Origin of the sequence: Citrobacter sp. Cs237 (assembly GCF_030332325.1) — a bacterium.
Classification (GTDB): domain Bacteria; phylum Pseudomonadota; class Gammaproteobacteria; order Enterobacterales; family Enterobacteriaceae; genus Citrobacter_A; species Citrobacter_A sedlakii.
In genome coordinates, this window is sequence record NZ_JAOWIB010000103.1 from 196352 (window position 1) to 221433 (window position 25082).

Consider the following 25082-nt stretch of genomic DNA (forward strand, 5'->3'; position numbering starts at 1 on the left):
GTGATGCAACTTTTATTTTACTTCTTTCTGCTTTATGGTCGAAAAACGGTCCTGAAACAGGACCGTTCATCCTAAGAGACAGGTCATTCCATCAACTGCTTACTGAGCGCCGGGTTAGCTTGTATCAGGCGCATCAGCTTCAATTCGGTACTCGAAGGCTTCACGCGTTTCGATTCCCATTCCTGAACCATGGCGACAGACACGCCTAACGCTCTGGCGAAATCGTCAATTTTAAGTCCGCTGCCCCGTCTGCACTGTTCAATGTCAGTGAGGGAGGCGGATTTTTGCGTCAGGGTCGTTCTTGGCAATTCATCTTTAAAAACAATTTGTTCCAGGCTGCTCAGCAGCTCAAACATCGGATCTTTATATTCCATTTAGAACTCCTGTAAATCACACAGCGGGATCGTGAATTTCATCGAAGCCAGTTAAGAATAGTCGTAAAAGAGAAAGTTTGTGGGCCGTCACAGTTTTTAGTGGATGAAAAGACACGTTTCAGCGCCGCGTAGGATTATTTTGTAGCCTGCTAAGAATCTGATAATGAGCGGATTACGCTACGGTAAAGGACGTATTGTAAAGATTGCAAAAATATGACGCTTCCCGACAGGCGCGCGCCTGTCGGGAAAACATCAGGCTTTTTGCGTGGCGTTGCCCGGTTCTTTTGCCGTCCCCGGCGACGTGGAAAGCTGGCGATTGCCCACCCAATATTTCACCATCAGGGCGAAGGCGGAAACCAGCGCAGGGATCGCCAGGAAGGTGAAAATGGTTTCAAAAGCCAGTTGCGCCTGCATCAGGAACGCGCCGCTAAACGCGCCAAGAATGCCGCCGAAGCGACCCAGACCCAGCATCCATGCCACGCCGGTGGCGCGCCCCTGAGTCGGATAAAACCCGGCAGCCAGCGCGGGCATGGACGATTGCGCACCATTCATTATCGTCCCGGCGATAAAGACCATCACGCCCATTAATACCAGACTGCTGGTAGAGAACCCGACCAGGCAGACGAACACCCCGGTCAGCAGCCAGCCCACCGCCACCACTTTGTTCGGGTTGAACTTATCCATTAACGCGCCGAGCACCAGAACGCCAATACCGCCGCCCAAAGGGAAGAGGGCGGTAATAATCGACGCCTGGCTCAGGGTCGCGCCCGTTTCGCGGATCAGCAGCGGCAGCCAACTGGTCAACAGATAAAAAATCAGCAGACCCATAAAGTAGGTCAGACAGAGCATGACTGTTCCGAGCGCATAGCGCGGTGAGAAGATCACGCCCAGCGCCGATTTCTCTTTCACCTGGCCGGTTTCATGCAACACAAAATGGGTGGCGTCGGGGACGGGGGCGATGCGGCGCAGAATCGCGCCAATTTGCTGTTGGGATCTGTTTTTAACCACCAGATAACGGGCCGATTCCGGCAGCAGAAACACCAGTATTACCGCCAGCGCCAGCGGCATCACGCCGCCGAGGATCAGTACGCTCTGCCAGCCGTAGTGTGGTATTAACCACGCAGAGATAAAGCCACCCATTGATGAGCCGATCGGAAAGCCGACAAACATCAGGTTCACCAGCAGCGCGCGGCGGCGCTCCGGGGCATATTCGCTCATTAAGGTGGCGGCATTCGGCATCGCCGCCCCCAGCCCCAGCCCGGTTAAAAAACGCAGCGCGGTCAACTGATTGAGCGAACTGGCAAAGGCGGTCAGCAGGCTGAAGCCGCCGAAGACGATGATCGACATGATCAACACCTTTTTGCGGCCAATCCGGTCCGCCATCGGACCTGCGGTCAGCGCCCCGACGGCGAGGCCGACCAGCGCGGCGCTCATGACTGGCCCGAGCGCGGATTTTTCCACGCCCCATTCGGAAACCAGATCGGAGGCAATGAAGCCAATAATGGCGGTGTCGAATCCGTCCATCGCGACGGTCACAAAGCACAGCACGAGAATCATCCACTGGTATTTCGAGAAAGGATGCTCGTTAATAAACGCTTGAATATCAGTCGTTCTGTTTGTCATGCGGTTATTCCTGCAAAAGCAAGGCGGGGGGACAGAGGCTTTTTTATATTCTCCACCGCAGGCGTTGAAATTGAATGTGCGATTATCGAACATTTATTCGTTAATCGTTCATTTAATCAAAACATTGAAGTGACGCCTGGGCAATCGTTCCGCCGTGGTTAACGTGCGATAATCGGTCGAATTAGCCGGATATTGTCGGTAAACGGAGTAAAAGCGCTGATAAATCATAGTGCTATTTCTGTACCGCGCCATTCTTCTGACCGCGGTAATTGTGATGCAATTAACAATAAAGTAACAAGTCAGGGAAGGATGTCTGGTGATATAAATTCCGCCACAAGATTATGCAGAAGGGGTATCCTGCGAAGCTGACCTGGACTATCCTTGTGAGCGTCAGGCACGCGTATTGCGTTGTGCGCATTTTTGGGTGAAAGGAGTATAAAAATGGCGACAGGTAAGTCCTGCTCTCGCTGGTTTGCGCCTCTTGCGGCGTTATTAATGGTAGTTAGCCTGAGTGGGTGTTTTGATAAAGAAGGCGATCAGCGTAAAGCGTTTATCGATTTTCTGCAGAATACGGTGATGCGTAGCGGTGAACGCTTACCGACACTGACTGCCGATCAGAAAAAAACATTCGGTCCGTTTGTATCTGATTACGCGATTTTGTACGGCTATTCGCAGCAGGTGAATCAGGCGATGGACGCCGGTCTGCGCCCGGTCGTTGATAGCGTAAACGCCATCCGTGTGCCGCAGGATTATGTCACGCAACGCGGGCCTCTGCGCGACTTAAACGGTTCGTTGGGCGTATTGGGCCAACAGCTACAGAACGCGAAGCTGCAGGCCGATGCGGCGCATGGCGCGCTGAAACAGGCCGACGATCTGAAGCCGGTGTTCGATCAGGCGTATAAAAAAGTGGTAACTACTCCAGCCGAGGCGTTACAGCCGCTGATTCCGGCCGCGCAAATCTTTACCCAGCAACTGGTGCAGGTGGGCGATTTTATCGCGCAGCAGGACACCCAGGTGAGCTTCGTGGCGAATGGTATTCAGTTCCCGACTTCGCAGCAGGCAAGCCAGTACAATACGTTGATTGGACCGCTGGCTTCGCAGCACCAGGCTTTTAACCAGGCCTGGAGTGCGGCGGTGAATGCCGTTCAGTAACCGTTAAAAGCCCGAGGGCGAAGTGGCCAGTCGGGCCAGTTCACGCCCCTGCCAGACGAGGCGACGCCGCCCTCCGGCAGGGGTATCCATTACCCCGCCACCTGCGGATTCACGCAGTTCTTCCTGACCTTTCCTTGCAGTGCGTCAAGCAAATTATCCACCGCGCAGGCCGCCATGTTGTAGCGGGTTTCATGCGTTGCCGAGCCGATATGCGGTACCGCCACGACGTTGTGCATTGACAGCAATGGAGAGTCAACCGGCAGCGGCTCCTGTTCAAACACATCCAGACCGGCGGCCTGAATCTCACCGTTTTGCAGGGCGGTCACCAGCGCCTTTTCGTCGACCACCGGACCGCGCCCGGCATTAATGAAAATAGCCGAACGCTTCATATGGGCGAACTGTTCCGCGCCAAACAGATGATGCGTTTCGTCGGTCAGCGGCAGGATCAGACAGACAAAATCTGCTTCCTGCACTAGCGTATCAAGATCGCAGTAACGCGCGTTGAAACGTTCTTCCGCTTCGGGATGGCGGCGGCGGGCGTTGTAAAGAACCGGCATACTGAAGCCAAAATGCGCACGCTGCGCCAGCGCGAGACCAATACGTCCCATACCGACGATACCCAGCGTTTTATGGTGTACATCAGTGCCAAACCAGTCAGGGCCAATACTTTTGGTCCATTGGCCCGCTTTAACGCGTTCGGCGACGTCCACCACCCGGCGGGCGGTCGCCAGTACCAGCGCCATGATCGTGTCGGCCACGGTCTCCGTCAGTACGGTCGGCGTGTGCATCAGCAGCACGTTACGCGCGTTCAGCGCCTCCACGTCAAAATTGTCGTAACCAACGGAAATGGTTGAGGCGGCACGCAACCTCGGCATCTTCTCCAGCAGCGCGCTGTCGACGGTTTGACTGGAGCCGAGCAGACCTTCCGCGTTGGCAAACGCCTGGGCGTACTGTTCAACCGTCTCCGGGCGCAGGTTCGGCACCTGGGTAACGGTGACATGTTCTTCCAGGCGGTGCAGTAAATCGTCGGGTAACGCTTTATAGAGAATAATGGACGGCTTCATACGACTCTCCATGAATGTGGTTTTACGCGTGGCGTGCGCCAGTCGGTAACTGCTGATTATTCGCGGGTCTGACAATCAGAGTTAGCCATACGGAGGCGAAAAGCGCCACCCCCATAAAAATGTACGAGGCGGACGGGCTGCCGGTGACGCCGTTCAGGTAGCCGACGAACCATGAGCCTAAGAACGAACCCAGCGCGCCCATACTGTTGATGAGCGCCATCGCGCCGCCAGCGACGTTACGCGGCAGCATTTCGGGAATGATGGCGAAGAAAGGCCCGTACGGGGCATACATCGCCGCCCCGGCAATCACCAGCAGGATGTACGAGGCCCAGAAATTATTCGCGCCGACCGCCCAGGAGCCGATGAAGGCGAAAGCGGCAATCAATAGCAGCGGCCAGACGAACAGTTTGCGGTTCTGCAATTTATCCGATGCCCAGGAGGCCAGAATCATCGCGACCGTTGCTGCCAGGTACGGCACGGAGGAAAGCCAACCGACTTCGACCATGCCGAGGTTCGCGCCACCGTCGCGAATAATGGATGGCAGCCACAGCACGAAGCCGTACACGCCGATGCTCCAGGTAAAATATTGCAGGCACAGCAGGATAACGTTACGGGAGCGAAACGCCTCGCCGTAGTTACGGACGGCCTTGATGCCCTGTTGCTCCTGTTCGAGTTGGGTTTGCAGCGCTGTTTTTTCCGCATCGGACAGCCAGCCGACCTGCGCCGGTTTGTCGCGAACCAGCGCCCACCAGCAGAATGCCCACAGAATGGCGGGAACGCCTTCGATGATAAACATCTCGCGCCAGCCGAGCGCCTGGATCAGATAACCAGAGACCACCGACATCCACAACACAGTCACCGGATTGCCGAGGATCAGGAACGTGTTGGCGCGGGAACGCTCCGAACGAGTAAACCAGTTGCTGATGTAAATCAGCATGGCGGGCATAACTGCGGCTTCGACCACGCCAAGGATAAAGCGGATCGCGGCCAGCGCGGGAATGTTGCTGACCACGCCGGTCAACGACGCGCAGCCGCCCCATAAGATCAGACAGACGAAGATCAGCTTGCGCACGCTGCGGCGCTCGGCGTACACCGCGCCGGGGATCTGGAAGAAAAAATAGCCCAGGAAGAACAGCGCGCCGAGCAGCGATGAGATCCCTTTGGTAATCCCGAGATCCTCGTTAATGCCCGCTGCGGAAGCGAAGCTGAAGTTTGCGCGGTCAAGATACGCCAGGCTGTACGTGATAAACACGATTGGCATGATGTACCACCAGCGTTTTGCTGCATTTGTTGAGCTTGCCATAGTCAACCTCTGTTGTTTATGCCGCCGCTGTCTGTAGGGTACAGGGGGCCGTTATCATGACGTGACGTTATTCGCCTAACGTTTCACGTGTGGGTAAACCTTCGCTGTCGCCCTGTACCTGAATCGCGAGCGCGCCAATTTTATTGCCGCGGGCGACTGCCTGAGCCAGCGTGCGGCCTTCCAGCAGGGCGCTGATAACACCGACGGCGAAACCATCTCCGGCGCCGACGGTGTCCACAACGTTGTCCACCTTGACCGGCGCAACGCTGCCTTTTTCACCGTCGTGGGTTTTATACCAGGCGCCGTCTGCGCCCGTTTTCAGCACCACGGCCTTCACGCCGTGACGCAGGTAGAAATCCGCAATCCCTTCCGGCGTCTGCTGGCCGGTTAATATCATTCCTTCCTTCAAGCCCGGCAGCACCCAGTCGGCCTGAAAGGCGAGACGGTTGAGCTTCTCGACCATTTCTTCTTCGCTTTTCCACAACGTTGGGCGCAGGTTGGGATCGAAAGATATACGCTTTCCCTGAGCCTTAAAGGTGCGTGCGGTATGCGCCAGTAATTCATATGAACTGCTGGACAGCGCCGCCGCCACGCCGCTCAGGTGCAAATGACGGGCGCGGGAGAAGTATTCTGCGTCAAAGTCTTCCAGTGAAAGACGGCTGGCCGCAGAGCCTTTACGAAAATATTCCACAATGGGATCGGTTCCATTTTCAACTTTCGATTTTAGCTGAAAGCCTGTGGCGTAACCGTTGTCAACGGTCACGCCACAGGCGTCAATCCCCTCTTTGTGCAGGGTGTTGAGCACAAAGCGCCCGAAACTGTCGTTTCCTACCCGGCTTACCCAGCCGACCTTCAGGCCGAGCCTGGCCAGTCCGGTCGCCACGTTCAGTTCGGCGCCGGCCACGCGCTTGATAAAGCGATCGACGTCCGCCAGATCCCCGGTTTCTGTCGCGACAAACATCGCCATCGCTTCGCCAAGGGTGATGACGTCCAGTGCATTTTTCATGGGTTACTCCTTGCGTAAAACGTCGACGTAGCGGCGGGTGACGGCGGTCAGATCGGCCCCTTCCAGCGGAAACTCGATACCGCGCGGTACGTGTGCAGGCAGCGCTGAGAGAAGCGCCAGCCAGCGCGGGTCGGCCCGATCCGGCGGGATAGCGCGGTAGCTGTCGTGGTGCCGTGTCGCTGCCTTAACGTGGACGTATCCAACAGAGGACGCCAGTGCATTGGCGGCCTCTTCCGGCGAGTCGCCTACCCACAACCAGTTGCCCATATCAAACGTCAACTGTACCGCAAGCGCCTGCTGCTGGCAGGCGGCGTTAAAGCGCCGCATTGATTCAAGACGACCGCAGGCGGTCTGGTCGTTTTCCACCACCAGCGCCATGCCGCTGCTTGTGAGCCAGTCGCGCAGCGTGTCAAACGAATCAGTATGCTGAAAATGGCCGAGTGAAACTTTCAGCCATAGCGCACGCAGCGTTTGCGCTTCCTGAAGCAGCGCGGGTAACTGCGGGTTGAGGCTGGCGTCGGTGACGAACAGCGGTTGCGGCACGGAGTAGCAGGCCTGCAGCCCGACGCTTTCGATGGCTGAGGCCAGCGCCGGCAGGGCGTTCAGTTCCGCGTCGGTAAACATCTCGCGGCGTATCTCAACGCCGTCGGCGCCGGCGTTGGCGATCACCGGCAGCATCGCGATTTGTCCGCCCGCATCGCGTACGGTGTCATAACCATACGCGGCGGTGACCACCATAATTTTTCTCTGCATGAGGACCCCCGATCTTGCGTGCTTTTTATTACGCTAGATGGAACCGGTTCCAAAGAAAAGTGTAGTGTGTCGAAATTATGATCGCCATCACGAAGGGAGATTAACGGGCGGTAGAACCGCGGACGATCAGCTCGCCGGAAAAAACCTGCTCATGGATAGCCTCGCTGCCGCCTTCTATGCGGCGGACTACCTGCTCTACCGCGGCGTAGCCAATCTGCCATGTGGGTTGTTTTAACGTGGTGATGCCAACGCCCGCCAGCTCTGCCCATTCCAGCTCGTCAAAGCCCAGCAGGCCGATGTCGCTGCCCCAGTTGAGGCCAATGCGCTTCAGCGAACGGGCGACCTGCAACGTCAGCGCGCCGTTAGCCGAAATAACCGCCTTACGCATACCACGGTGCTGCTGGTGAAATTGACGCAAGGTGTTATCTAACTGCGCGTTTTCCGCCAGCGGGACTTCGGCGTTCTCTGCGACCACGCCAGGGTAGCGCGCCAGCGTGGCGCGAAAAGCGTTGAGGCGTTCGCGGCGGGTATTGACGGTCCCCAACGGCTCGCTAAGAAACAGCAGCGCCTCAAAGCCTTGCTCGATCAAATGCTCAGTGGCGGTGGTTGCGGCCTGCGTGTTATCCAGTCCTACCACGTCGCAGGCGAAGTCAGGAATTTTCCGGTCGATCAGCACCATTGGCAGCGCGGATTGTTGCAGACGGTTTAAGCCATCCTCGCGCATACCGACAGCGTTCACCACAATCCCTTCGACCTGATAGCTGCGCAGGAGATCAAGGTAGTGCAACTCCTGATCCACTTCGTTGTTGGTGTTACAGACCAGTGGGGTAAAACCCTTCTCGCGGCAGGCGGCTTCTATACCGCTGAGCACGTTAACGGAGTAAGGGTTGGTGATATCGGCGATAATCAGGCCGATGAGTCGGGTGCGGCCTCGCTTCAGGCTGCGCGCCATCAGGCTTGGGCGATAGTCGAGATCAGCAATGGCTTTTTCAATACGCGCCAGCAATGCCTCTGAAAGCAGATGCTTTTCGCCGTTCAGATAGCGTGAAATACTGGTTTTACCGGTTTTTGCCGCTTTCGCCACGTCGCTGATGGTGGGGCGCCCTGATTTGCTCATCGCTGATTTCCTTACTTTAGATGAGCATACCTTAGCGCGAAAATACCCGGTGGCGCTACGCCTGGCGGGTAGGGGAATCGATTTTCCGGGCCGGAAGGCGTTCAGGCCGCCATCCGGCACAAGAATTACTGAATAGGGCTTAAGGTGATTTCGACGCGGCGGTTCTGGGCTTTGCCTTCCGCGGTGCTGTTGCTGGCGATCGGGTTCGCCGGACCCATACCGCTGGTGCGGATACGGTTAGCGTCTACGCCCTGAGCGATCAGCGAGCTGGCAACGCTATCGGCACGCTGTTGCGACAGACGCATATTCAGATCGTGGCCGCCTGTGCTGTCGGTATAGCCAATGACGTTGACGGCGGTTTTCGGGTATTCCTTCAGTACCATCGCGACACCCGTTAGCGTGTTCGCTCCCGCTGGCTTCAGCGTGGCGCTGCTGCTGTCAAAGGTGACATTGTTCGGCATATTCAGAATGATGTTGTCGCCGCTGCGCGTGACGCTCACGCCGGTTCCCTGCATTTTTTCACGCAGCTTCGCTTCCTGCACGTCCATGTAATAACCCACGCCGCCGCCCAGCGCCGCGCCGGCTGCTGCGCCTATCAGCGCGCCTTTGCCGCGATCTTTCTTCGAGGATGACAGCGCCCCAATACCCGCGCCAACCAGCGAGCCAATCCCGGCGCCGACGCCGGATTTACCCGCTTCGCGTTCACCGGTGTAGGGGTTGGTTGTGCAGCCAGATACCGCCAGCGCGCCGCTCACGATAGCGGCAATGACTAAAACACGTTTCTTCATCTTAATTCCTTAATGTCTTTCTTATTTTTACCACGGCAAGCGTGGCGGTAGATTATGACGTGTGAAGTTGAAGAAAATTCCAGGGATCTCTCTGAAATTTGTAAGTAACATTGAACAGAGAAATACATCTACCCCTCTTCAGGAGCGCCATTTTGCCAACGCACAAACCGGTGTTAACCGCGGCCCACTGGGGGCCTGTCCTCGTGGAAACAGACGGAGAGACCGTCATTTCTTCCCGCGGCGCGCTGCCCACGGAGCATCCCAATTCGCTGCAAAGCGCAGTTCGCGATCAGGTGCACAGCAAAACCCGGGTGCGTTATCCCATGGTACGTAAAGGTTTTCTTGCCTCGCCGGAAAGGCCACAGGGCGTGCGGGGACAGGATGAATTTGTGCGGGTGAGCTGGGACGACGCCCTGGCGCTTATCCATAAGCAGCACAAACGTATTCGCGATACCTATGGCCCGTCCTCTATTTTTGCCGGTTCCTACGGCTGGCGCTCCAACGGCGTGCTACACAAAGCCGCCACGCTGTTGCAGCGTTATATGGCGTTGGCAGGGGGCTACACCGGGCATCTGGGGGATTATTCCACCGGCGCGGCGCAGGCCATCATGCCGTATGTGGTAGGCGGCAGCGAGGTTTATCAGCAGCAGACCAGTTGGCCCGTTGTGCTGGAACACAGCGATGTGGTTGTACTCTGGAGCGCCAATCCCCTGAATACGCTAAAAATTGCCTGGAACGCTTCGGATGAAAAGGGAATCGCTTACTTTGATGCGCTGCGGCGCAGCGGCAAACGGGTGATCTGCATTGATCCTATGCGATCGGAGACCGTCGATTTTTTTGGCGATAACATGGAATGGATCGCGCCGCACATGGGCACTGACGTGGCGCTAATGCTCGGTATTGCCCACACGCTGGTGGAAAATGGCTGGCATGATCAGACATTTCTGGCGCGCTACACCACGGGCTACTCACTATTTGCTGAATACCTCACTGGACAGCGCGACGGCATAGCCAAAACCGCTGAGTGGGCGGCCGACATTTGCGGCATTCCGGCAGAAAAAATCCGCGAACTGGCGGCGATTTTTCACAATAACATCACTATGCTGATGGCCGGTTGGGGAATGCAGCGCCAGCAGTTCGGCGAGCAAAAGCACTGGATGATTGTCACTCTTGCGGCAATGCTTGGGCAAATCGGTACCCCGGGGGGCGGTTTTGGTCTCTCTTATCACTTCGCCAACGGTGGAAATCCGACGCGCCGCTCCGCCGTGCTGGCCTCAATGCAGGGGAGCTTGCCTGGCGGCACTGATGCGGTGGATAAAATCCCGGTTGCGCGCATTGTCGACGCGCTGGAAAACCCCGGCGCGTCTTATCAGCATAACGGCATGGATCGTCACTTTCCGGATATCCGTTTCGTCTGGTGGGCGGGTGGCGCCAACTTTACCCATCATCAGGACACCAACCGACTGATTCGTGCCTGGCAGAAGCCGGAGCTGGTGGTGATTTCCGAATGCTTCTGGACCGCAGCCGCTAAACACGCCGACATTGTACTGCCCGCCACCACCTCCTTTGAGCGCAACGATCTCACAATGACTGGCGATTACAGCAACCAACATCTGGTGCCGATGAAACAAGTTGTGCCGCCGCAGTATGAAGCGCGCAATGATTTTGACGTGTTTGCCGAACTGAGCGAGCGCTGGGAGCGCGGCGGCGGACAACGTTTTACCGAAGGGAAAAGCGAACGGGAATGGCTGGAGACATTCTACAACATCGCTGCCCAGCGTGGGGCCAGCCAGCAGGTAACATTGCCGCCGTTTGCGACTTTCTGGGAAGCCAACCAGCTGATAGAAATGCCGGAAAACCCGGACAACGCGCGGTTTGTGCGTTTTGTTGATTTCCGTCGTGACCCGGCTGCGCATCCGTTAAAAACCGACAGCGGCAAAATCGAAATCTATTCCCGGCGCATTGCCGGTTACGGCTATGCGGATTGTCCCGGGCACCCGATGTGGCTGACGCCGGACGAGTGGCACGGCAATGCGCAGAAAGGCCAGCTTCAGGTGCTGTCGGCGCATCCGGCCCATCGTCTGCACAGCCAGCTTAATTACAGCGAACTGCGTGAACGCTATGCGGTGGCGGATCGTGAACCGGTTACAATTCATCCCGACGACGCGCTGGCGCGCGGCATCCGTGACGGCGATACGGTGCGGGTGTGGAATCATCGCGGGCAGATTCTCGCAGGGGCCGTGGTGAGCGCTGGCATTAAGCCGGGCGTGATCTGCATTCACGAAGGAGCATGGCCGGATCTGGATCCTGCCGCCGGAGGCATCTGCAAAAACGGCGCGGTGAACGTGCTGACCAAAGATTTGCCCAGTTCCCGACTGGGCAACGGCTGCGCGGGGAACACCGCGCTGGCGTGGCTGGAGAAATATTGCGGCCCCGCGCTGACGCTTACGGCGTTTGATCCGCCTGCCAGCTCATAATCCAGGTGGGATGCTGGGTATCCTCCTGCCATGCGCTGTCTTCAATACGAAAGCCCATCGCATGGTAGAAGTTCACCGCGTTCTGGTTTTTTTGATACACCTCAAGACTCAACTGCGTAAAGCGCTGTTGCACATACCGCACCAGCGCTTTGCCGATCCCACTGCGCAGCGCGTCAGGCGTGACAAACAGCGCGCCTAAAAAACGATCTTCCAGAACGCTAACGAACCCTTTCAGAACGTCGTTATCCTCCCACACCCAGGTTCTGGCGGCGGGCAGATACACGTCGCGCACGATCGTTTCGCTCTCGCGCCAGTAGTGTTCAGGAATAAACGGATGGGCAAAGATCGTGCTTTCCAGCCACAGCGCCAGAATCGCCGTCCTGTCGGCGCTACGGGATTCGCGAATCATATTTTTCTCCCGGGTGGCAAAAACAGCCGGTGATATGGTCATTGACCAGTCCGCACGCCTGCATAAAGGAATAGCAAATGGTCGTACCGACGAACTTGAAGCCCCGTTTTTTCAACGCTTTTGACAGCGCGTCGGAGGCGGGCGTAGAGGTTGGGATCTCGCTCAGCGTGGCGGCCTGCGTCACTTGTGGTTGATGGTCGACAAATGACCAGACGAACTGCGCAAATGGTTCGCCGTTTTGCTCCATCGCAAGCCAGGCGCGGGCATTGCCAATGATGGCCTGAATTTTTCCGCGATGACGGATGATGCCCGGGTCGAGCAGCAGCCGTTCGACATCCTCTTCCTGCATCGCCGCCACGCGAACGGGATCGAACTGGTGGAAATTGGCGCGATAGTTCTCGCGCTTTTTCAGCACCGTAATCCACGACAGGCCGGCCTGCTGGCCTTCAAGGCAGATCATTTCAAACAGTTTTTTACCGTCGGTTTCGGGGACGCCCCATTCTTTGTCATGGTAGGCAATATAAAGCGGGTCCTGGCTGACCCAGCCGCATCGTTCCATACTTTCCCTCGCTCTCTGAATTGCCTTAAAAATTTCATTCTGCGCGCCTTGACGCGTCTGCGAAAAAGACAATATTTAATACAGGGCTTTTAGCCTGTCATCCTTCTCACAATGACAATAATATCGCCGATTTCGGCTCTCCTCTGGAGTCGCATTGATGATGACAAAAAAAGACGGTGGTCGCCGGGAAATCGTTCTGCTGGCGAGCGTGGTGGCCTGTTCGCTATACATCAATACCGCCAGTGCGTGGCAACAAGAATATATCGCCGAAGCGCCATCCGGACATACGACTGAACGCTATACCTGGGACAGCGATCACCAACCGCGTTATGACGACATCCTGGCGGAACGGATCAAATCCTCGCAAAACGTGCCGGGCTTGAGCGTTAACTTTGCGGATGCGTCGCCCCATGAGGCGACCAGTGGCATGAGCATGGGCTGGAATTTCCCGGTTTCAGAGACGGTGATGACCGGGCCGGTCGCCGCGCTCCATTACGACGGTACTACTACATCGATATATAACGAATTTGGCGACAGCGTGATGAATTTGTCCGCCGATCCGTTATGGCATGCCAGCGTGAGTACGCTGGGCTGGCGGGTGAATTCGCAATTTGGCGAGATCAGACCGTGGGCGCAGGTCAGCTATAACCAGCAATATGGCGATAGCATCTGGAAAGCGCAGTCCGGGCTAAGCCGCATGGCGGCTACCTCACAAGACAACAGCTGGCTGGATGTGACCGTGGGGGCGGATATGCTGCTTAATCCGCACATGGCCGCTTACGCAGCGCTCACTCAGGCGGAAAATACGCCCAACACCACCGATTACCTCTATACGATGGGAGTCAGCGCCAGATTTTAACCTTGAATTTACAACTAAACCTTAGCCATAACATGGCATGCAATGATAGTGAGCACTAACTTACAATATAAAAATCAACTTGCTGAATATATGTCTCGTCATTCATTCCAGATTCCAGGCATTTCATTCCGTTCTGACGGCACTTCATGCCGTTTTTTCCCCGCATAAAATGCATTTCGTTATGGTTGTCGGCAGTGAATTTCCCCTTTTGTTTATGCAGGAATACTGCCATGAAAACTTCAACGTATCAGCGCACCCGTTGGTTGACCCTTATCGGCACCATTATTACGCAGTTTGCCCTGGGTTCTGTTTACACCTGGAGCCTGTTTAACGGCGTATTGTCCGAAAAACTGGATGAACCCGTCAGCCAGGTCGCCTTCTCTTTTGGCCTGCTAAGTCTGGGGCTGGCGATTTCATCTTCCGTTGCCGGAAAGTTACAGGAGCGATTTGGCGTTAAACGGGTGACGATGGCGTCAGGCATTTTGCTTGGGCTGGGCTTCTTCCTGACCGCACATTCTTCGAATCTGATGATGCTGTGGCTGAGCGCTGGGGTGCTGGTAGGACTGGCGGATGGCGCAGGTTACCTGTTAACCCTGTCCAACTGTGTGAAGTGGTTCCCGGAGCGCAAGGGGCTGATCTCCGCTTTCGCCATTGGCTCCTATGGTCTGGGCAGCCTGGGTTTTAAATTCATCGACAGTCAACTGCTGGCGACCGTCGGTCTGGAAAAAACCTTCGTAATTTGGGGCGCGATTGTGCTGGTAATGATTGTCTTTGGCGCCACGCTGATGAAAGATGCGCCGAACCAGGAGGTCAAAACCAGGAATGGCGTTGTGGAAAATGATTACACGCTGGCGCAATCGATGCGTAAACCGCAGTACTGGATGCTGGCGGTCATGTTCCTGACGGCGTGTATGAGCGGTTTGTACGTGATCGGCGTGGCGAAAGATATTGCGCAGGGCCTGGCGCATATGGACGTCGCGTCTGCGGCCAATGCGGTGACGGTTATTTCTATCGCAAACCTGTCTGGTCGTCTGGTGCTGGGGATCCTGTCGGACAAAATTGCCCGCATTCGCGTTATTACGATTGGCCAGGTGGTGTCGCTGGTGGGGATGGCCGCTCTGCTGTTTGCGCCGCTGAACGCGATGACCTTCTTTGCCGCTATTGCCTGCGTCGCCTTTAACTTTGGCGGCACCATCACTGTCTTCCCGTCGCTGGTGAGCGAATTTTTCGGCCTGAATAATCTGGCGAAAAACTATGGCGTGATTTACCTCGGCTTTGGCATCGGCAGCATCTGCGGTTCGATCATCGCCTCGCTGTTCGGTGGCTTCTACGTCACCTTCTGCGTGATTTTCGCCCTGTTGATTCTCTCGCTGGCGCTGTCTACCACCATTCGCCAGCCAAAACGCGATGTAATGAATATGGCGCATGCCTGAATAAAATAAACAATGACAGGACCAGCCGCGTGGCTGGTCTTTTTGTTATTAGCAGTCGCGTGAAAAATCCGTTTTCAAACTTGAATATTTGTAAAAATCTGCTTCGATCACATTATCTGCTGCCACTTTTTCCCTTCCTTGTGGTCTACTTAGCCGCGCGTGTAGATCTTTCCTGTCTGACTACCTTCGCAATTTGTCCTGCCCGGCTGGGTTAGCCGAAGCGCAGGCTGTGTTTACCCCTCGATTTCCAGGGCTTGCTTGCATGAAATACATTACGTCGATGACGCAGCAAAAGCTGAGCATTTTGCTTGCTGTCTATATCGGTCTGTTTATGAATGGCGCGGTTTATTTCCGTCGGTTTGACGGTTATGCGCAGGATTTTACCGTATGGAATGGAATCGCCGCGGTTGTTGAATTGGCTGGCACTGTGCTGGCTACCTTCTTCTTTTTACGTCTCTTTTCCCTGTTAGGCCGTACGGCCTGGCGCGTTCTGGCTTCGCTACTGGTGCTGATCTCCGCTGGCGCAAGCTATTACATGACCTTTATGAATGTCATGATTGGTTACGGTATTGTGGCTTCAGTCATGACCACCGATATCGACCTGTCAAAAGAGGTTGTTGGCTGGACGTTTATTCTTTGGGTGGCTGGCGTAAGCCTCATCCCGCTGGTGTTGATCTGGTTTAACCGCTCGACGGACACCTTTTTGCGTCAGCTTTGTACGCCAAAAGTACGCTGGCGCAGCGCGCTCACCGTTCTGATGGCGGCTTTTCTGGTGTGGGCGCCGATTCGCCTGCTGGAGCTGCACCAGAAGCGCGCCGATCGCATCGCTGGCGTCGACATGCCAAGCTACGGCGGGGTGCTGGCGAACTCGTATCTGCCAACAAACTGGCTGTCCGCACTGGGCCTGTACGCCTGGGCGCAGGTTGATGAATCGTCAGATAACAAATCGCTTATCAATCCGGCGAAAAAATTCACGTATACGCCAACCCAGAATCTTGATGACACCTACGTGATTTTCATCATTGGCGAAACCACGCGTTGGGATCACATGGGCATGCTGGGCTATGAACGTGATACCACGCCGAAGCTTGCGAAAGAGAAGAATCTGGCAATGTACCGCGGCTACTCCTGCGATACCGCCACCAAGCTGTCGCTGCGCTGCATGTTCGTGCGTCAGGGCGGGGCGGAGGATAATCCACAGCGCACGCTGAAAGAGCAAAACGTATTTGCAGTGCTTAAACAGTTAGGTTTTAGCGCCGATCTGTACGCGATGCAGAGCGAGATGTGGTTCTACAGTAACACGATGGCCGACAACATCGCCTATCGCGAGCAGATCGCTGCGGAGCCGCGCAACCGGGGCAAAGCGGTGGATGATATGCTGCTGGTGAACGAAGTTTCGCGTTCCCTGGAGAATAACCCGCAGGGCAAACATCTGATTGTGTTGCATACCAAAGGTTCCCACTATAACTACACTCAGCGCTACCCGCGCGAGTTCGCCCAGTGGAAGCCGGAATGTTATGCCATCGACCGTAAGTGTCCGAAGGACCTGATGATTAACTCTTACGATAACTCCATAACCTATGTGGACCACTTTATCGATAGGGTGATTGATCAGGTGCGCGATAAGAAAGCGATTGTGTTCTACGCGGCGGATCACGGCGAATCGATTAACGAGCGCGAGCATTTGCACGGCACGCCGCGTAAGCTGGCGCCGCCGGAGCAGTTCCGCGTACCGATGATGGTCTGGATGTCGGACAAATATCTCGAGAATCCGGCCAACGCGCAGGCATTCGCGCATCTGAAGAAAGAGGCGGAAATGAAGGTGCCGCGTCGTCACGTTGAGCTGTACGACACGATTATGGGTTGTCTCGGCTACACCTCGCCCAACGGCGGGATTAACGAGTATAACAACTGGTGCCATGTCCCTGACGGGAAGAAATTTGCCGCACAATAAGCGGCCTGATGACTTTCTCGCCGATTAAATGGCATTTTGCGACTAAGGGATTGACGGGGGCGCGCCTGAGCAGTAAGATGCGCCCCGCATTCGGTGATTGGCGCAGCCTGGTAGCGCACTTCGTTCGGGACGAAGGGGTCGGAGGTTCGAATCCTCTATCACCGACCAAATTTAAAGCCCTGCTCAACGAGCAGGGCTTTTTGCATTTGAAGCCAGTGAAGATGAGAACCTCCGGGGAGAAGAGGTTCGACCCGAGCGATCACCGACCCAATTCGAGACTCTGCTATCTTCATTTTTGCTACAAAAATTGCGCCTTACTTCTCACTATTCGTTAACGATTTTGTGACATATTCCATTGTCTTTTTTTATCTTTGCATCAATCTTTTTTTGCGTTACTTATGGCTGACCCCAGCATTTTCCGCTGTGCGTTTTAACGTTCATGGCATTAATCGCTCAGATATACAGCATTTCGTCAGAAATTTTTCATAATCTGCACAAAACTTAATCACCAAATGTTGCGAAATATTAAGATTTATATTCTGGCATTACGCGCGTAGCATAAATTTCTCTGCTGAAAATACCCCTCTGGAGTTTTTTTAATCTTTGTTTGTCAATTCTCACCGTTGTCGTAAAACGCGGTTAGCTGTATTGACGTTTTCACATTCTGTTGACAGATTGTAGGGCATGAGGGGCATTTCATGAAGAATCCGCGCTGCAACTCAGTCGTTTAAGTGAATGGAATCCCCACCTCATCACGCCGACCCGGCCGGTCAAAAATAAAAAAGGCCAGGCGGCGCTAACCCACTGCAAAGGGTAAAACAACAACATCACATTTGGAGCAGAAGAATGAGTATTTCCTTGAAGAAGTCAGGGATGCTGAAGCTTGGTCTGAGCCTGGTGGCTATGACCGTCGCAGCAAGCGTACAGGCTAAAACCCTGGTCTATTGTTCAGAAGGTTCTCCTGAAGGGTTCAACCCGCAACTCTTTACCTCTGGCACAACCTATGATGCCAGTTCAGTACCAATCTATAACCGTCTGGTGGAATTTAAAACCGGCACCACCGAAGTGATCCCAGGCCTTGCGGAAAAATGGGAAATCAGTGAAGACGGGAAAACCTACACCTTCCACCTCCGTTCTGGCGTGAAGTGGCAATCCGGCAAAGAATTCAAACCGACGCGCGACATGAACGCCGACGACGTGGTCTTCTCCTTCGATCGTCAGAAAAACGCGCAAAACCCGTACCATAAAGTGTCCGGCGGCAGCTATGAATATTTCGAAGGGATGGGCCTGCCCGATCTGATCAGCGAAGTGAAAAAAGTGGACGATATGACCGTCCAGTTTGTGCTGACGCGTCCGGAAGCGCCGTTCCTCGCCGACCTCGCGATGGATTTTGCTTCTATTCTTTCTAAAGAATATGCGGACAACATGCTGAAAGCCGGTACGCCGGAAAAAGTGGATCTGAACCCTATCGGCACCGGTCCGTTCCAGTTGCAGCAGTACCAGAAAGACTCCCGTATCCTCTATAAAGCCTTTGACGGCTATTGGGGCACCAAGCCGCAAATTGACCGCCTGGTCTTCTCCATCACGCCTGACGCCTCTGTGCGCTATGCCAAACTGCAGAAGAACGAATGCCAGGTGATGCCGTATCCGAACCCGGCAGACATCGCGCGCATGAAGCAGGATAAAAACATCAACCTGATGGAGCAGGCGGGTCTGAACGTGGGTTACCTCTCGTTCAACACCGAGAAGAAACCGTTTGATGACGTCAAAGTGCGTCAGGCGCTGACCTATGCGGTGAACAAAGAAGCGATCATCAAAGCCGTTTACCAGGGCGCGGGCGTTGCGGCCAAGAACCTGATCCCGCCAACCATGTGGGGTTATAACGACGATATCAAAGACTACACCTACGATCCTGAGAAAGCGAAAGCGTTGCTGAAAGAAGCAGGGCAGGACAAAGGTTTCACCGTCGAACTGTGGGCAATGCCGGTACAGCGTCCTTACAACCCGAACGCGCGCCGTATGGCGGAGATGATTCAGGCGGACTGGGCGAAGATCGGCGTGCAGGCCAAAATTGTCACCTACGAGTGGGGTGAGTACCTGAAACGCGCCAAAGCGGGTGAGCATCAGGCGGTCATGATGGGCTGGACCGGCGATAACGGGGATCCGGACAACTTCTTCGCGACGCTGTTCAGCTGCGCGGCGGCGAAAGACGGTTCCAACTACTCTCGCTGGTGCTACAAGCCGTTTGAAGATCTGATTCAGCCAGCGCGCGCCACCGATGATCACAACAAGCGTATTGAACTATACAAACAAGCTCAGGTGGTAATGAACGAGCAGGCACCGGCCCTGATCATCGCTCACTCCACCGTATATGAGCCGGTGCGTAAAGAAGTCAAAGGCTATGTGGTGGATCCGTTAGGCAAACACCACTTCGATAACGTCTCTGTCGAATAATTAAACGCTATCGTCAGGTAAGCGCTACGCCCCCGAAGATCGGGCAGGCGTAGCGCCACCCGGCAGCAGTGCTTTATTCCTTCTCTGTAAGCGGGAAGGGATAAGATTTGTGAGCAATACAGACTCACGGTTCCACGCCGTGCGTCCTGAGAGAGAATCCGGGTTATGTTGCAGTTCATTCTCCGACGTTTGGGACTCGTCATCCCTACGTTTATCGGTATCACCCTTCTCACCTTCGCGTTTGTCCATATGATCCCCGGCGATCCGGTGATGATCATGGCGGGTGAGCGTGGTATCTCCCCTGAGCGTCATGCTCAACTGTTGGCTGAACTCGGTCTCGATAAACCGATGTGGCAGCAGTACCTCCATTATATCTGGGGAGTCATGCAGGGTGATTTAGGCATCTCGCTGAAAAGCCGTTTGCCGGTGTGGGACGAGTTCGTGCCGCGCTTTAAAGCGACGCTGGAACTTGGCGTCTGCGCCATGATTTTCGCCACCGCGGTGGGCATTCCGGTTGGCGTGCTGGCCGCCGTCAAGCGCGGGTCCATTTTCGATCACACCGCTGTTGGCCTGGCGCTGACAGGTTATTCCATGCCGATCTTCTGGTGGGGGATGATGCTGATCATGCTGGTCTCCGTACACTGGAACCTGACGCCGGTTTCCGGGCGTGTCAGCGACATGGTGTTTCTTGATGATACCAATCCGCTGACCGGTTTTATGCTGATCGACACCGCCATCTGGGGCGAAGAGGGCAACTTTATTGATGCGGTTGCGCACATGATTCTGCCCGCAATGGTCCTCGGCACGATTCCGCTGGCGGTTATCGTGCGTATGACCCGCTCGTCGATGCTGGAAGTGCTGGGTGAAGACTACATTCGTACCGCCCGCGCCAAAGGGCTGACCCGCATGCGGGTCATTATTATTCACGCGCTGCGCAACGCCATGCTGCCGGTGGTCACCGTGATTGGCCTGCAGGTGGGCACGCTGCTGGCGGGCGCCATTCTGACCGAAACCATCTTCTCGTGGCCTGGCCTCGGACGCTGGTTGATTGATGCGCTGCAACGACGCGATTACCCGGTGGTACAGGGCGGGGTGCTGCTGGTGGCGACGATGATTATCCTCGTCAACCTGCTGGTTGACCTGCTGTACGGCGTGGTGAACCCGCGTATTCGTCATAAGAAGTAAGGGGCCATCATGTCACAGGTTACTGAAAATAAAGTTATTGCCGCACCGGTGCCGATGACCCCGCTACAGGAGTTCTGGCACTATTTCAAACGCAACAAAGGCGCGGTTGTTGGCCTGGCGTATGTCGTCATCATGATCCTGATTGCGGTATTCGCCAACGTTCTTGCGCCCTATAACCCGGCGGAACAGTTTCGCGATGCGCTGCTCGCGCCGCCGGCCTGGCAGGAAGGCGGGAGTCTGGCGCACCTGCTGGGTACCGACGATGTGGGTCGCGACGTGCTGTCGCGACTGATGTATGGCGCGCGCCTGTCGTTGCTGGTCGGCTGCCTGGTGGTGGTGCTGTCGCTGGTGATGGGCATCGTGCTTGGGCTGATTGCCGGTTACTTTGGCGGCATTGTTGATAACGTCATTATGCGCGTGGTCGACATCATGCTGGCGCTGCCGAGCCTGCTGCTGGCGCTGGTGCTGGTAGCGGTCTTTGGGCCGTCAATCGGTAACGCCGCGCTGGCGCTGACCTTTGTCGCCCTGCCGCACTATGTCCGGCTTACCCGCGCGGCGGTGCTGGTGGAGGTGAACCGCGACTACGTGACGGCTTCCCGCGTGGCGGGCGCTGGCGCGATGCGTCAGATGTTCATCAATATCTTCCCGAACTGCCTCGCGCCGCTGATCGTTCAGGCGTCGCTCGGTTTCTCTAACGCCATTCTCGATATGGCCGCACTCGGCTTCCTCGGCATGGGTGCGCAACCGCCAACGCCGGAGTGGGGCACCATGCTCTCCGACGTGTTGCAGTTTGCGCAAAGCGCCTGGTGGGTCGTGACCTTTCCGGGTCTGGCGATCCTGCTGACGGTGCTGGCATTTAACCTGATGGGTGACGGTCTGCGTGATGCGCTCGATCCCAAGCTGAAGCAGTAAGAGGTTCGAGATGGCGTTATTAAATGTAGATAAATTATCGGTGCACTTCGGCGACGAAGGCAGCGAATTCCGCGCCGTAGACCGGATTAGTTACAGCGTGAATCAGGGCGAAGTGGTCGGTATCGTGGGCGAATCAGGTTCCGGTAAGTCCGTCAGTTCACTGGCGATAATGGGGCTGATTGACTATCCCGGGCGGGTAAACGCCGAAAACCTGGTGTTTAACGATCAGGATCTGAAACGCATCTCTGAGAAAGAGCGGCGCAACCTGGTGGGCGCCGAAGTGGCGATGATTTTCCAGGACCCGATGACCAGCCTGAACCCCTGCTACACCGTCGGTTTCCAGATCATGGAAGCCATCAAGGTACATCAGGGCGGCAACAAGAAAACCCGCCGTCAGCGGGCCATCGACCTGCTGACACAGGTGGGGATACCGGACCCGGCGTCGCGTCTGGACGTGTATCCGCATCAGCTTTCCGGCGGGATGAGCCAGCGCGTGATGATCGCGATGGCCATTGCCTGTCGGCCAAAACTGCTGATTGCCGACGAACCGACGACGGCGCTGGACGTGACTATCCAGGCGCAAATCATCGAGCTGCTGTTGGAACTGCAACAGAAAGAGAACATGGCGCTGGTGCTGATTACGCACGATCTGGCGCTGGTGGCGGAAGCGGCGCATAAAATCATCGTGATGTACGCCGGTCAGGTCGTGGAAACGGGCGATGCGCACGATATCTTCCGCGCGCCGCGTCATCCGTACACCCAGGCGCTGCTTCGCGCGCTGCCGGAGTTCGCTCAGGACAAAGCGCGGTTGGCGTCTTTGCCGGGTGTGGTGCCAGGGAAATACGACCGTCCCACGGGCTGTCTGCTCAATCCGCGCTGCCCCTATGCCACCGATCGCTGCCGCGCAGAAGAACCTGCGCTGAACCAACTGGACGGCGGACGTCAGTCAAAATGCCACTACCCACTCGATGATGCCGGGAGGCCCACACTATGAGTACGCACGAGGCCATCTTGCAACAGCCGCTGTTGCGGGCCATCGACCTGAAAAAACATTATCCAGTGAAGAAGGGGATCTTCTCTCCTGAACGGCTGGTGAAAGCGCTGGACGGCGTGTCGTTCACCCTTGAGCGCGGTAAAACGCTGGCGGTGGTGGGCGAGTCCGGCTGCGGGAAATCGACGCTTGGTCGTTTGCTGACGATGATCGAAACGCCGACCGGCGGCGAGCTGTACTATCAGGGGCAGGATCTGCTCAAGCACGACCCGCAGGCGCAGAAGCTGCGTCGGCAGAAAATCCAGATTGTGTTCCAGAACCCGTATGGTTCACTGAACCCGCGTAAGAAAGTGGGGCAGATTCTGGAGGAGCCGCTGCTTATCAATACGTCGCTCAGCAAAGCGCAGCGTCGCGAAAAAGCGCTGGCAATGATGGCGAAAGTGGGGCTAAAAACCGAACACTACGATCGCTATCCGCATATGTTTTCCGGCGGCCAGCGTCAGCGTATCGCCATTGCCCGTGGTCTGATGCTGGACCCGGACGTGGTGATTGCCGACGAGCCGGTCTCTGCGCTTGACGTTTCTGTCCGCGCGCAAGTGCTGAACCTGATGATGGATTTGCAGCAGGATCTGGGGCTGTCCTACGTCTTTATCTCCCACGACCTGTCGGTGGTTGAGCACATTGCCGATGAAGTGATGGTGATGTATCTGGGCCGTTGCGTCGAGAAAGGGACGAAGGAGCAAATTTTCAACAACCCGCGCCATCCGTATACGCAGGCGCTGCTCTCCGCCACGCCGCGTCTGAATCCGGACGAGCGTCGCGAACGTATCAAACTGACCGGCGAGTTGCCCAGCCCGCTGAATCCACCGCCCGGCTGCGCGTTCAATGCGCGCTGCCGCCGTCGCTTCGGCCCTTGCACCCAGTTGCAGCCGCAGTTGAAGGAGTACAACGGTCAACTGGTCGCCTGTTTTGCTGTCGATCAGGACGAGAATGGGCAGAAGCCGGTGACGTAACCTTCCCGCAAGGCCGGATGGCGCTTGCGCCTGATCCGGCCTTTTCTCTGTTACTCAATCAATTTCAGCAGCGGCGACAGGCACAGCAGTACGCCGTACAGCAGTATCAGCCAGGTTTTCAGGCCACGCAGTTTTTCCAGTTGCGCGACCTTGTATATCAGGAAGCAAGGGATCAGGCAGGAGACAATGCCGTATAGCGGGCTGCCGAGCTGGAAGAACACCAGCACCGACACGCGAAATGAGACCCAAATCACCAGCGTCGTCACGATAAACGCACAGATCCCAAGCGTGATCATGCGCGAAGGAATGCGCTCCACGTTGACGATACGACCCAGCAGATTCAGCACAATCCCTTTCATTGCCTCGTGGAAGCCGAGATAAATACCAAAAAACGCGGTCAGGACGGCGAAGATATTCAGTACCGTCGAGGTAATATGGATCACCGGACCGGGAATAACCTGAGCCGCCAGCGCCAGGGCGGAGATGTTTTGCTCGAATGCCGACACCGCTTCTTCGTGGCTGATGGAAAAGGTAAACGAGAAAGAGAAAAACAGAATCACCGCAATCAGCGTGATATAGCTGATGCGGTGGGTGCGAATTGCCATCCGGGTTGCCAGCACCCTGTCGGCCTCACGCTTGCGATAGGCGATGTTCATCGGATTCAGCACCTGAATAAACACCGCCGAAAAGAAGCAGAACGGAATAGTAAGCAAGACGTCGCGAAAAAACACCGATGCCTGGGGAAAGGCGGTGATATTGGCGAAATTCCAGTGTGGAATCATCGCCAGGCCAAATACCACGATGATCCCCACTTTTACCACCACCATCGGCCCGGAGATTTTGAACAGCAGTTTCTCGCCGCCCGAGGCGATAGCGACCAGCGCTGCGAAGATGGCCGCTTTAAAAAGCAGCGACTGGGAGAGATCGGTCTGGGTCAGGCCAAAGGTACGCAGATAAGACGCGCTGTCGAATACCACGGAAAGCGAATAAATAAAGATGCCGTGGATGATCATCAAAAAATAGATCACCCCGAGAAAAACGCCCCAGTTTTTGCCGAGATAATGACTGATGACGTCGGTGTAGTCATGGCAGGTTTCGCTTTGCGAAAGCGTTTTGAGATACACGTCCTGTACGATCCAGGTCGCCGGATAAGCGATAAGCGACGCGGTGATAAATACCCAAATCCCTTTAAGTCCAATCTGCACCGGCATCAGCACCGTACCCGCGCCAATCGCCATACCAATGCACAGCAATACCCAACCAAAGTCGTAGCGGGTAAAAGGAAGTCTGCGCGAAACCTGTTCGCTTGAGCCGTTAAGATGAGAAAGTGATGTGTCGTGCTGCATGAAGTCCCCTGCCAGAAATAGCCTTCACGGCGTCATGGCCGCAAGGGGACGCAATTCTACAGAAGCGCAGGAGACACTGCCAGCCGATTGAGGATTTGCGAGACGCCACGCAGAGTAAAACACGGGCGGATGTGTAGGCAAACCGCTTGCCGTAGAATCCGCAGCAAGCCGGGGCAACCCGGTGAGGCGCAACGTTGCGGGGGCTTGATCCCTGGCGGCGTTTGTTGCTGGATAAAGAGAAAACCCCCGCACGTTGTTCGGTAAAAACCTGGCAACAAAACGGGGGCTAATCTTGAACCTCAACAATTCA

General features: G+C 55.8%; 21 protein-coding genes and 1 tRNA gene. 11 read left to right on the top strand and 11 right to left on the bottom strand.

All coding sequences use genetic code 11. From position 1 onward, the window contains the following. Positions 1-83 precede the first annotated feature (83 nt). Positions 84-374, bottom strand: coding sequence for an HTH-type transcriptional regulator (locus OGY07_RS11450; protein ID WP_042286829.1), 291 nt, complete (start codon positions 372-374; stop codon positions 84-86). A gap of 252 nt (positions 375-626) precedes the next feature. Further along, the gene (locus OGY07_RS11455; RefSeq protein ID WP_200035549.1) at positions 627-1997 is read right to left on the bottom strand and encodes an MFS transporter; all 1371 of its coding nucleotides are present in this window, start codon (positions 1995-1997) and stop codon (positions 627-629) included. Positions 1998-2438: 441 nt separating this feature from the next. Between OGY07_RS11455 and OGY07_RS11460 the strand changes: the two genes are divergently transcribed. Continuing rightward, positions 2439-3149 carry a DUF3053 domain-containing protein gene (locus OGY07_RS11460; RefSeq protein WP_042286824.1) on the top strand — a complete coding sequence of 237 codons (711 nt, stop codon included), beginning with the start codon at positions 2439-2441 and terminating at the stop codon, positions 3147-3149. An 89-nt stretch (positions 3150-3238) separates the two neighbouring features. Here the strand turns inward: OGY07_RS11460 and ghrB are convergent, their stop codons facing one another. The 6 genes from ghrB to OGY07_RS11490 form a co-directional block, all read right to left on the bottom strand. Then, positions 3239-4213, bottom strand: a complete 975-nt coding sequence (ghrB, locus tag OGY07_RS11465; RefSeq protein WP_060570233.1) for a glyoxylate/hydroxypyruvate reductase GhrB — start codon at positions 4211-4213, stop codon at positions 3239-3241. A 22-nt stretch (positions 4214-4235) separates the two neighbouring features. Then, positions 4236-5516 (bottom strand): MFS transporter, encoded by a 1281-nt coding sequence (locus tag OGY07_RS11470; RefSeq protein ID WP_042286817.1) that lies wholly within the window; start codon positions 5514-5516, stop codon positions 4236-4238. 67 nt (positions 5517-5583) lie between these two features. Continuing rightward, positions 5584-6522, bottom strand: a complete 939-nt coding sequence (locus tag OGY07_RS11475; RefSeq protein WP_286600648.1) for a sugar kinase — start codon at positions 6520-6522, stop codon at positions 5584-5586. A gap of 3 nt (positions 6523-6525) precedes the next feature. Then, positions 6526-7275 carry a sugar phosphate isomerase/epimerase family protein gene (locus OGY07_RS11480; RefSeq protein WP_060570231.1) on the bottom strand — a complete coding sequence of 250 codons (750 nt, stop codon included), beginning with the start codon at positions 7273-7275 and terminating at the stop codon, positions 6526-6528. Between the two features lie 100 nt (positions 7276-7375). Next, on the bottom strand, positions 7376-8392 hold the full coding sequence (locus OGY07_RS11485; protein WP_042286807.1) for a LacI family DNA-binding transcriptional regulator: 1017 nt from the start codon (positions 8390-8392) through the stop codon (positions 7376-7378). Positions 8393-8517: 125 nt separating this feature from the next. Beyond that, positions 8518-9180: an OmpA family lipoprotein gene (locus OGY07_RS11490; protein ID WP_042286803.1), complete on the bottom strand. Its 663-nt coding sequence runs from the start codon at positions 9178-9180 to the stop codon at positions 8518-8520. 152 nt (positions 9181-9332) lie between these two features. On the opposite strand from OGY07_RS11490, the gene OGY07_RS11495 reads away from it, so the two are divergent. Further along, on the top strand, positions 9333-11657 hold the full coding sequence (locus OGY07_RS11495; RefSeq protein ID WP_286600652.1) for a molybdopterin guanine dinucleotide-containing S/N-oxide reductase: 2325 nt from the start codon (positions 9333-9335) through the stop codon (positions 11655-11657). On the opposite strand, the gene OGY07_RS11500 is transcribed toward OGY07_RS11495, so the two are convergent. Together OGY07_RS11500 and tag are read right to left on the bottom strand one after the other, a co-directional pair. Beyond that, positions 11626-12066 carry an N-acetyltransferase gene (locus tag OGY07_RS11500; protein ID WP_060570228.1) on the bottom strand — a complete coding sequence of 147 codons (441 nt, stop codon included), beginning with the start codon at positions 12064-12066 and terminating at the stop codon, positions 11626-11628. The two genes, OGY07_RS11495 and OGY07_RS11500, sit on opposite strands and share 32 nt — an antisense overlap. Further along, a complete protein-coding gene (gene tag / locus OGY07_RS11505; protein ID WP_042286797.1) occupies positions 12047-12625 on the bottom strand; it encodes a DNA-3-methyladenine glycosylase I in 579 nt (192 codons plus the stop codon). The genes OGY07_RS11500 and tag overlap by 20 nt, the downstream gene beginning before the upstream one ends. 157 nt (positions 12626-12782) lie before the next feature. Here tag and OGY07_RS11510 point away from each other — a divergent pair, with 157 nt between their 5' ends. From OGY07_RS11510 to dppF, 9 genes are all read left to right on the top strand, one after another. Continuing rightward, positions 12783-13484, top strand: a complete 702-nt coding sequence (locus tag OGY07_RS11510; RefSeq protein ID WP_042286794.1) for an autotransporter domain-containing protein — start codon at positions 12783-12785, stop codon at positions 13482-13484. A 230-nt stretch (positions 13485-13714) separates the two neighbouring features. Next, positions 13715-14917 carry an L-lactate MFS transporter gene (locus OGY07_RS11515; RefSeq protein ID WP_060570227.1) on the top strand — a complete coding sequence of 401 codons (1203 nt, stop codon included), beginning with the start codon at positions 13715-13717 and terminating at the stop codon, positions 14915-14917. Positions 14918-15179: 262 nt separating this feature from the next. Continuing rightward, complete coding sequence (gene eptB, locus OGY07_RS11520; RefSeq protein WP_286600657.1) at positions 15180-16871, top strand: kdo(2)-lipid A phosphoethanolamine 7''-transferase; 1692 nt, start codon at positions 15180-15182, stop codon at positions 16869-16871. Positions 16872-16962: 91 nt separating this feature from the next. Next, positions 16963-17039 (top strand) — tRNA-Pro (locus tag OGY07_RS11525). A 678-nt stretch (positions 17040-17717) separates the two neighbouring features. Further along, entirely contained in the window at positions 17718-19325 is a 1608-nt protein-coding gene (gene dppA, locus OGY07_RS11530; protein WP_042286785.1) for a dipeptide ABC transporter periplasmic-binding protein DppA, read from the top strand. 165 nt (positions 19326-19490) lie between these two features. Then, positions 19491-20510, top strand: coding sequence for a dipeptide ABC transporter permease DppB (dppB, locus tag OGY07_RS11535; RefSeq protein WP_042286783.1), 1020 nt, complete (start codon positions 19491-19493; stop codon positions 20508-20510). Positions 20511-20519: 9 nt separating this feature from the next. Next, positions 20520-21422: a dipeptide ABC transporter permease DppC gene (dppC, locus tag OGY07_RS11540; RefSeq protein ID WP_042286779.1), complete on the top strand. Its 903-nt coding sequence runs from the start codon at positions 20520-20522 to the stop codon at positions 21420-21422. A gap of 10 nt (positions 21423-21432) precedes the next feature. Further along, positions 21433-22416 carry a dipeptide ABC transporter ATP-binding protein gene (gene dppD / locus OGY07_RS11545; protein ID WP_042286777.1) on the top strand — a complete coding sequence of 328 codons (984 nt, stop codon included), beginning with the start codon at positions 21433-21435 and terminating at the stop codon, positions 22414-22416. After that, a complete protein-coding gene (dppF, locus tag OGY07_RS11550; RefSeq protein WP_286600661.1) occupies positions 22413-23426 on the top strand; it encodes a dipeptide ABC transporter ATP-binding subunit DppF in 1014 nt (337 codons plus the stop codon). Before dppD ends, dppF begins: the two co-directional genes overlap by 4 nt. Before the next feature lie 50 nt (positions 23427-23476). Here the strand turns inward: dppF and OGY07_RS11555 are convergent, their stop codons facing one another. Further along, positions 23477-24772: an SLC5/6 family protein gene (locus OGY07_RS11555; RefSeq protein WP_269536047.1), complete on the bottom strand. Its 1296-nt coding sequence runs from the start codon at positions 24770-24772 to the stop codon at positions 23477-23479. Between the last annotated feature and the right edge of the window lie 310 nt (positions 24773-25082).

Coding starts and splice junctions, on each gene's coding strand:
- OGY07_RS11450 (WP_042286829.1), bottom strand. CDS start 374: ATGGAATATAAAGATCCGATGTTTGAGCTGCTGAGCAGCCTGGAACAA.
- OGY07_RS11455 (WP_200035549.1), bottom strand. CDS start 1,997: ATGACAAACAGAACGACTGATATTCAAGCGTTTATTAACGAGCATCCT.
- OGY07_RS11460 (WP_042286824.1), top strand. CDS start 2,439: ATGGCGACAGGTAAGTCCTGCTCTCGCTGGTTTGCGCCTCTTGCGGCG.
- ghrB (WP_060570233.1), bottom strand. CDS start 4,213: ATGAAGCCGTCCATTATTCTCTATAAAGCGTTACCCGACGATTTACTG.
- OGY07_RS11470 (WP_042286817.1), bottom strand. CDS start 5,516: ATGGCAAGCTCAACAAATGCAGCAAAACGCTGGTGGTACATCATGCCA.
- OGY07_RS11475 (WP_286600648.1), bottom strand. CDS start 6,522: ATGAAAAATGCACTGGACGTCATCACCCTTGGCGAAGCGATGGCGATG.
- OGY07_RS11480 (WP_060570231.1), bottom strand. CDS start 7,275: ATGCAGAGAAAAATTATGGTGGTCACCGCCGCGTATGGTTATGACACC.
- OGY07_RS11485 (WP_042286807.1), bottom strand. CDS start 8,392: ATGAGCAAATCAGGGCGCCCCACCATCAGCGACGTGGCGAAAGCGGCA.
- OGY07_RS11490 (WP_042286803.1), bottom strand. CDS start 9,180: ATGAAGAAACGTGTTTTAGTCATTGCCGCTATCGTGAGCGGCGCGCTG.
- OGY07_RS11500 (WP_060570228.1), bottom strand. CDS start 12,066: ATGATTCGCGAATCCCGTAGCGCCGACAGGACGGCGATTCTGGCGCTG.
- tag (WP_042286797.1), bottom strand. CDS start 12,625: ATGGAACGATGCGGCTGGGTCAGCCAGGACCCGCTTTATATTGCCTAC.
- OGY07_RS11510 (WP_042286794.1), top strand. CDS start 12,783: ATGATGACAAAAAAAGACGGTGGTCGCCGGGAAATCGTTCTGCTGGCG.
- OGY07_RS11515 (WP_060570227.1), top strand. CDS start 13,715: ATGAAAACTTCAACGTATCAGCGCACCCGTTGGTTGACCCTTATCGGC.
- eptB (WP_286600657.1), top strand. CDS start 15,180: ATGAAATACATTACGTCGATGACGCAGCAAAAGCTGAGCATTTTGCTT.
- dppA (WP_042286785.1), top strand. CDS start 17,718: ATGAGTATTTCCTTGAAGAAGTCAGGGATGCTGAAGCTTGGTCTGAGC.
- dppB (WP_042286783.1), top strand. CDS start 19,491: ATGTTGCAGTTCATTCTCCGACGTTTGGGACTCGTCATCCCTACGTTT.
- dppC (WP_042286779.1), top strand. CDS start 20,520: ATGTCACAGGTTACTGAAAATAAAGTTATTGCCGCACCGGTGCCGATG.
- dppD (WP_042286777.1), top strand. CDS start 21,433: ATGGCGTTATTAAATGTAGATAAATTATCGGTGCACTTCGGCGACGAA.
- dppF (WP_286600661.1), top strand. CDS start 22,413: ATGAGTACGCACGAGGCCATCTTGCAACAGCCGCTGTTGCGGGCCATC.
- OGY07_RS11555 (WP_269536047.1), bottom strand. CDS start 24,772: ATGCAGCACGACACATCACTTTCTCATCTTAACGGCTCAAGCGAACAG.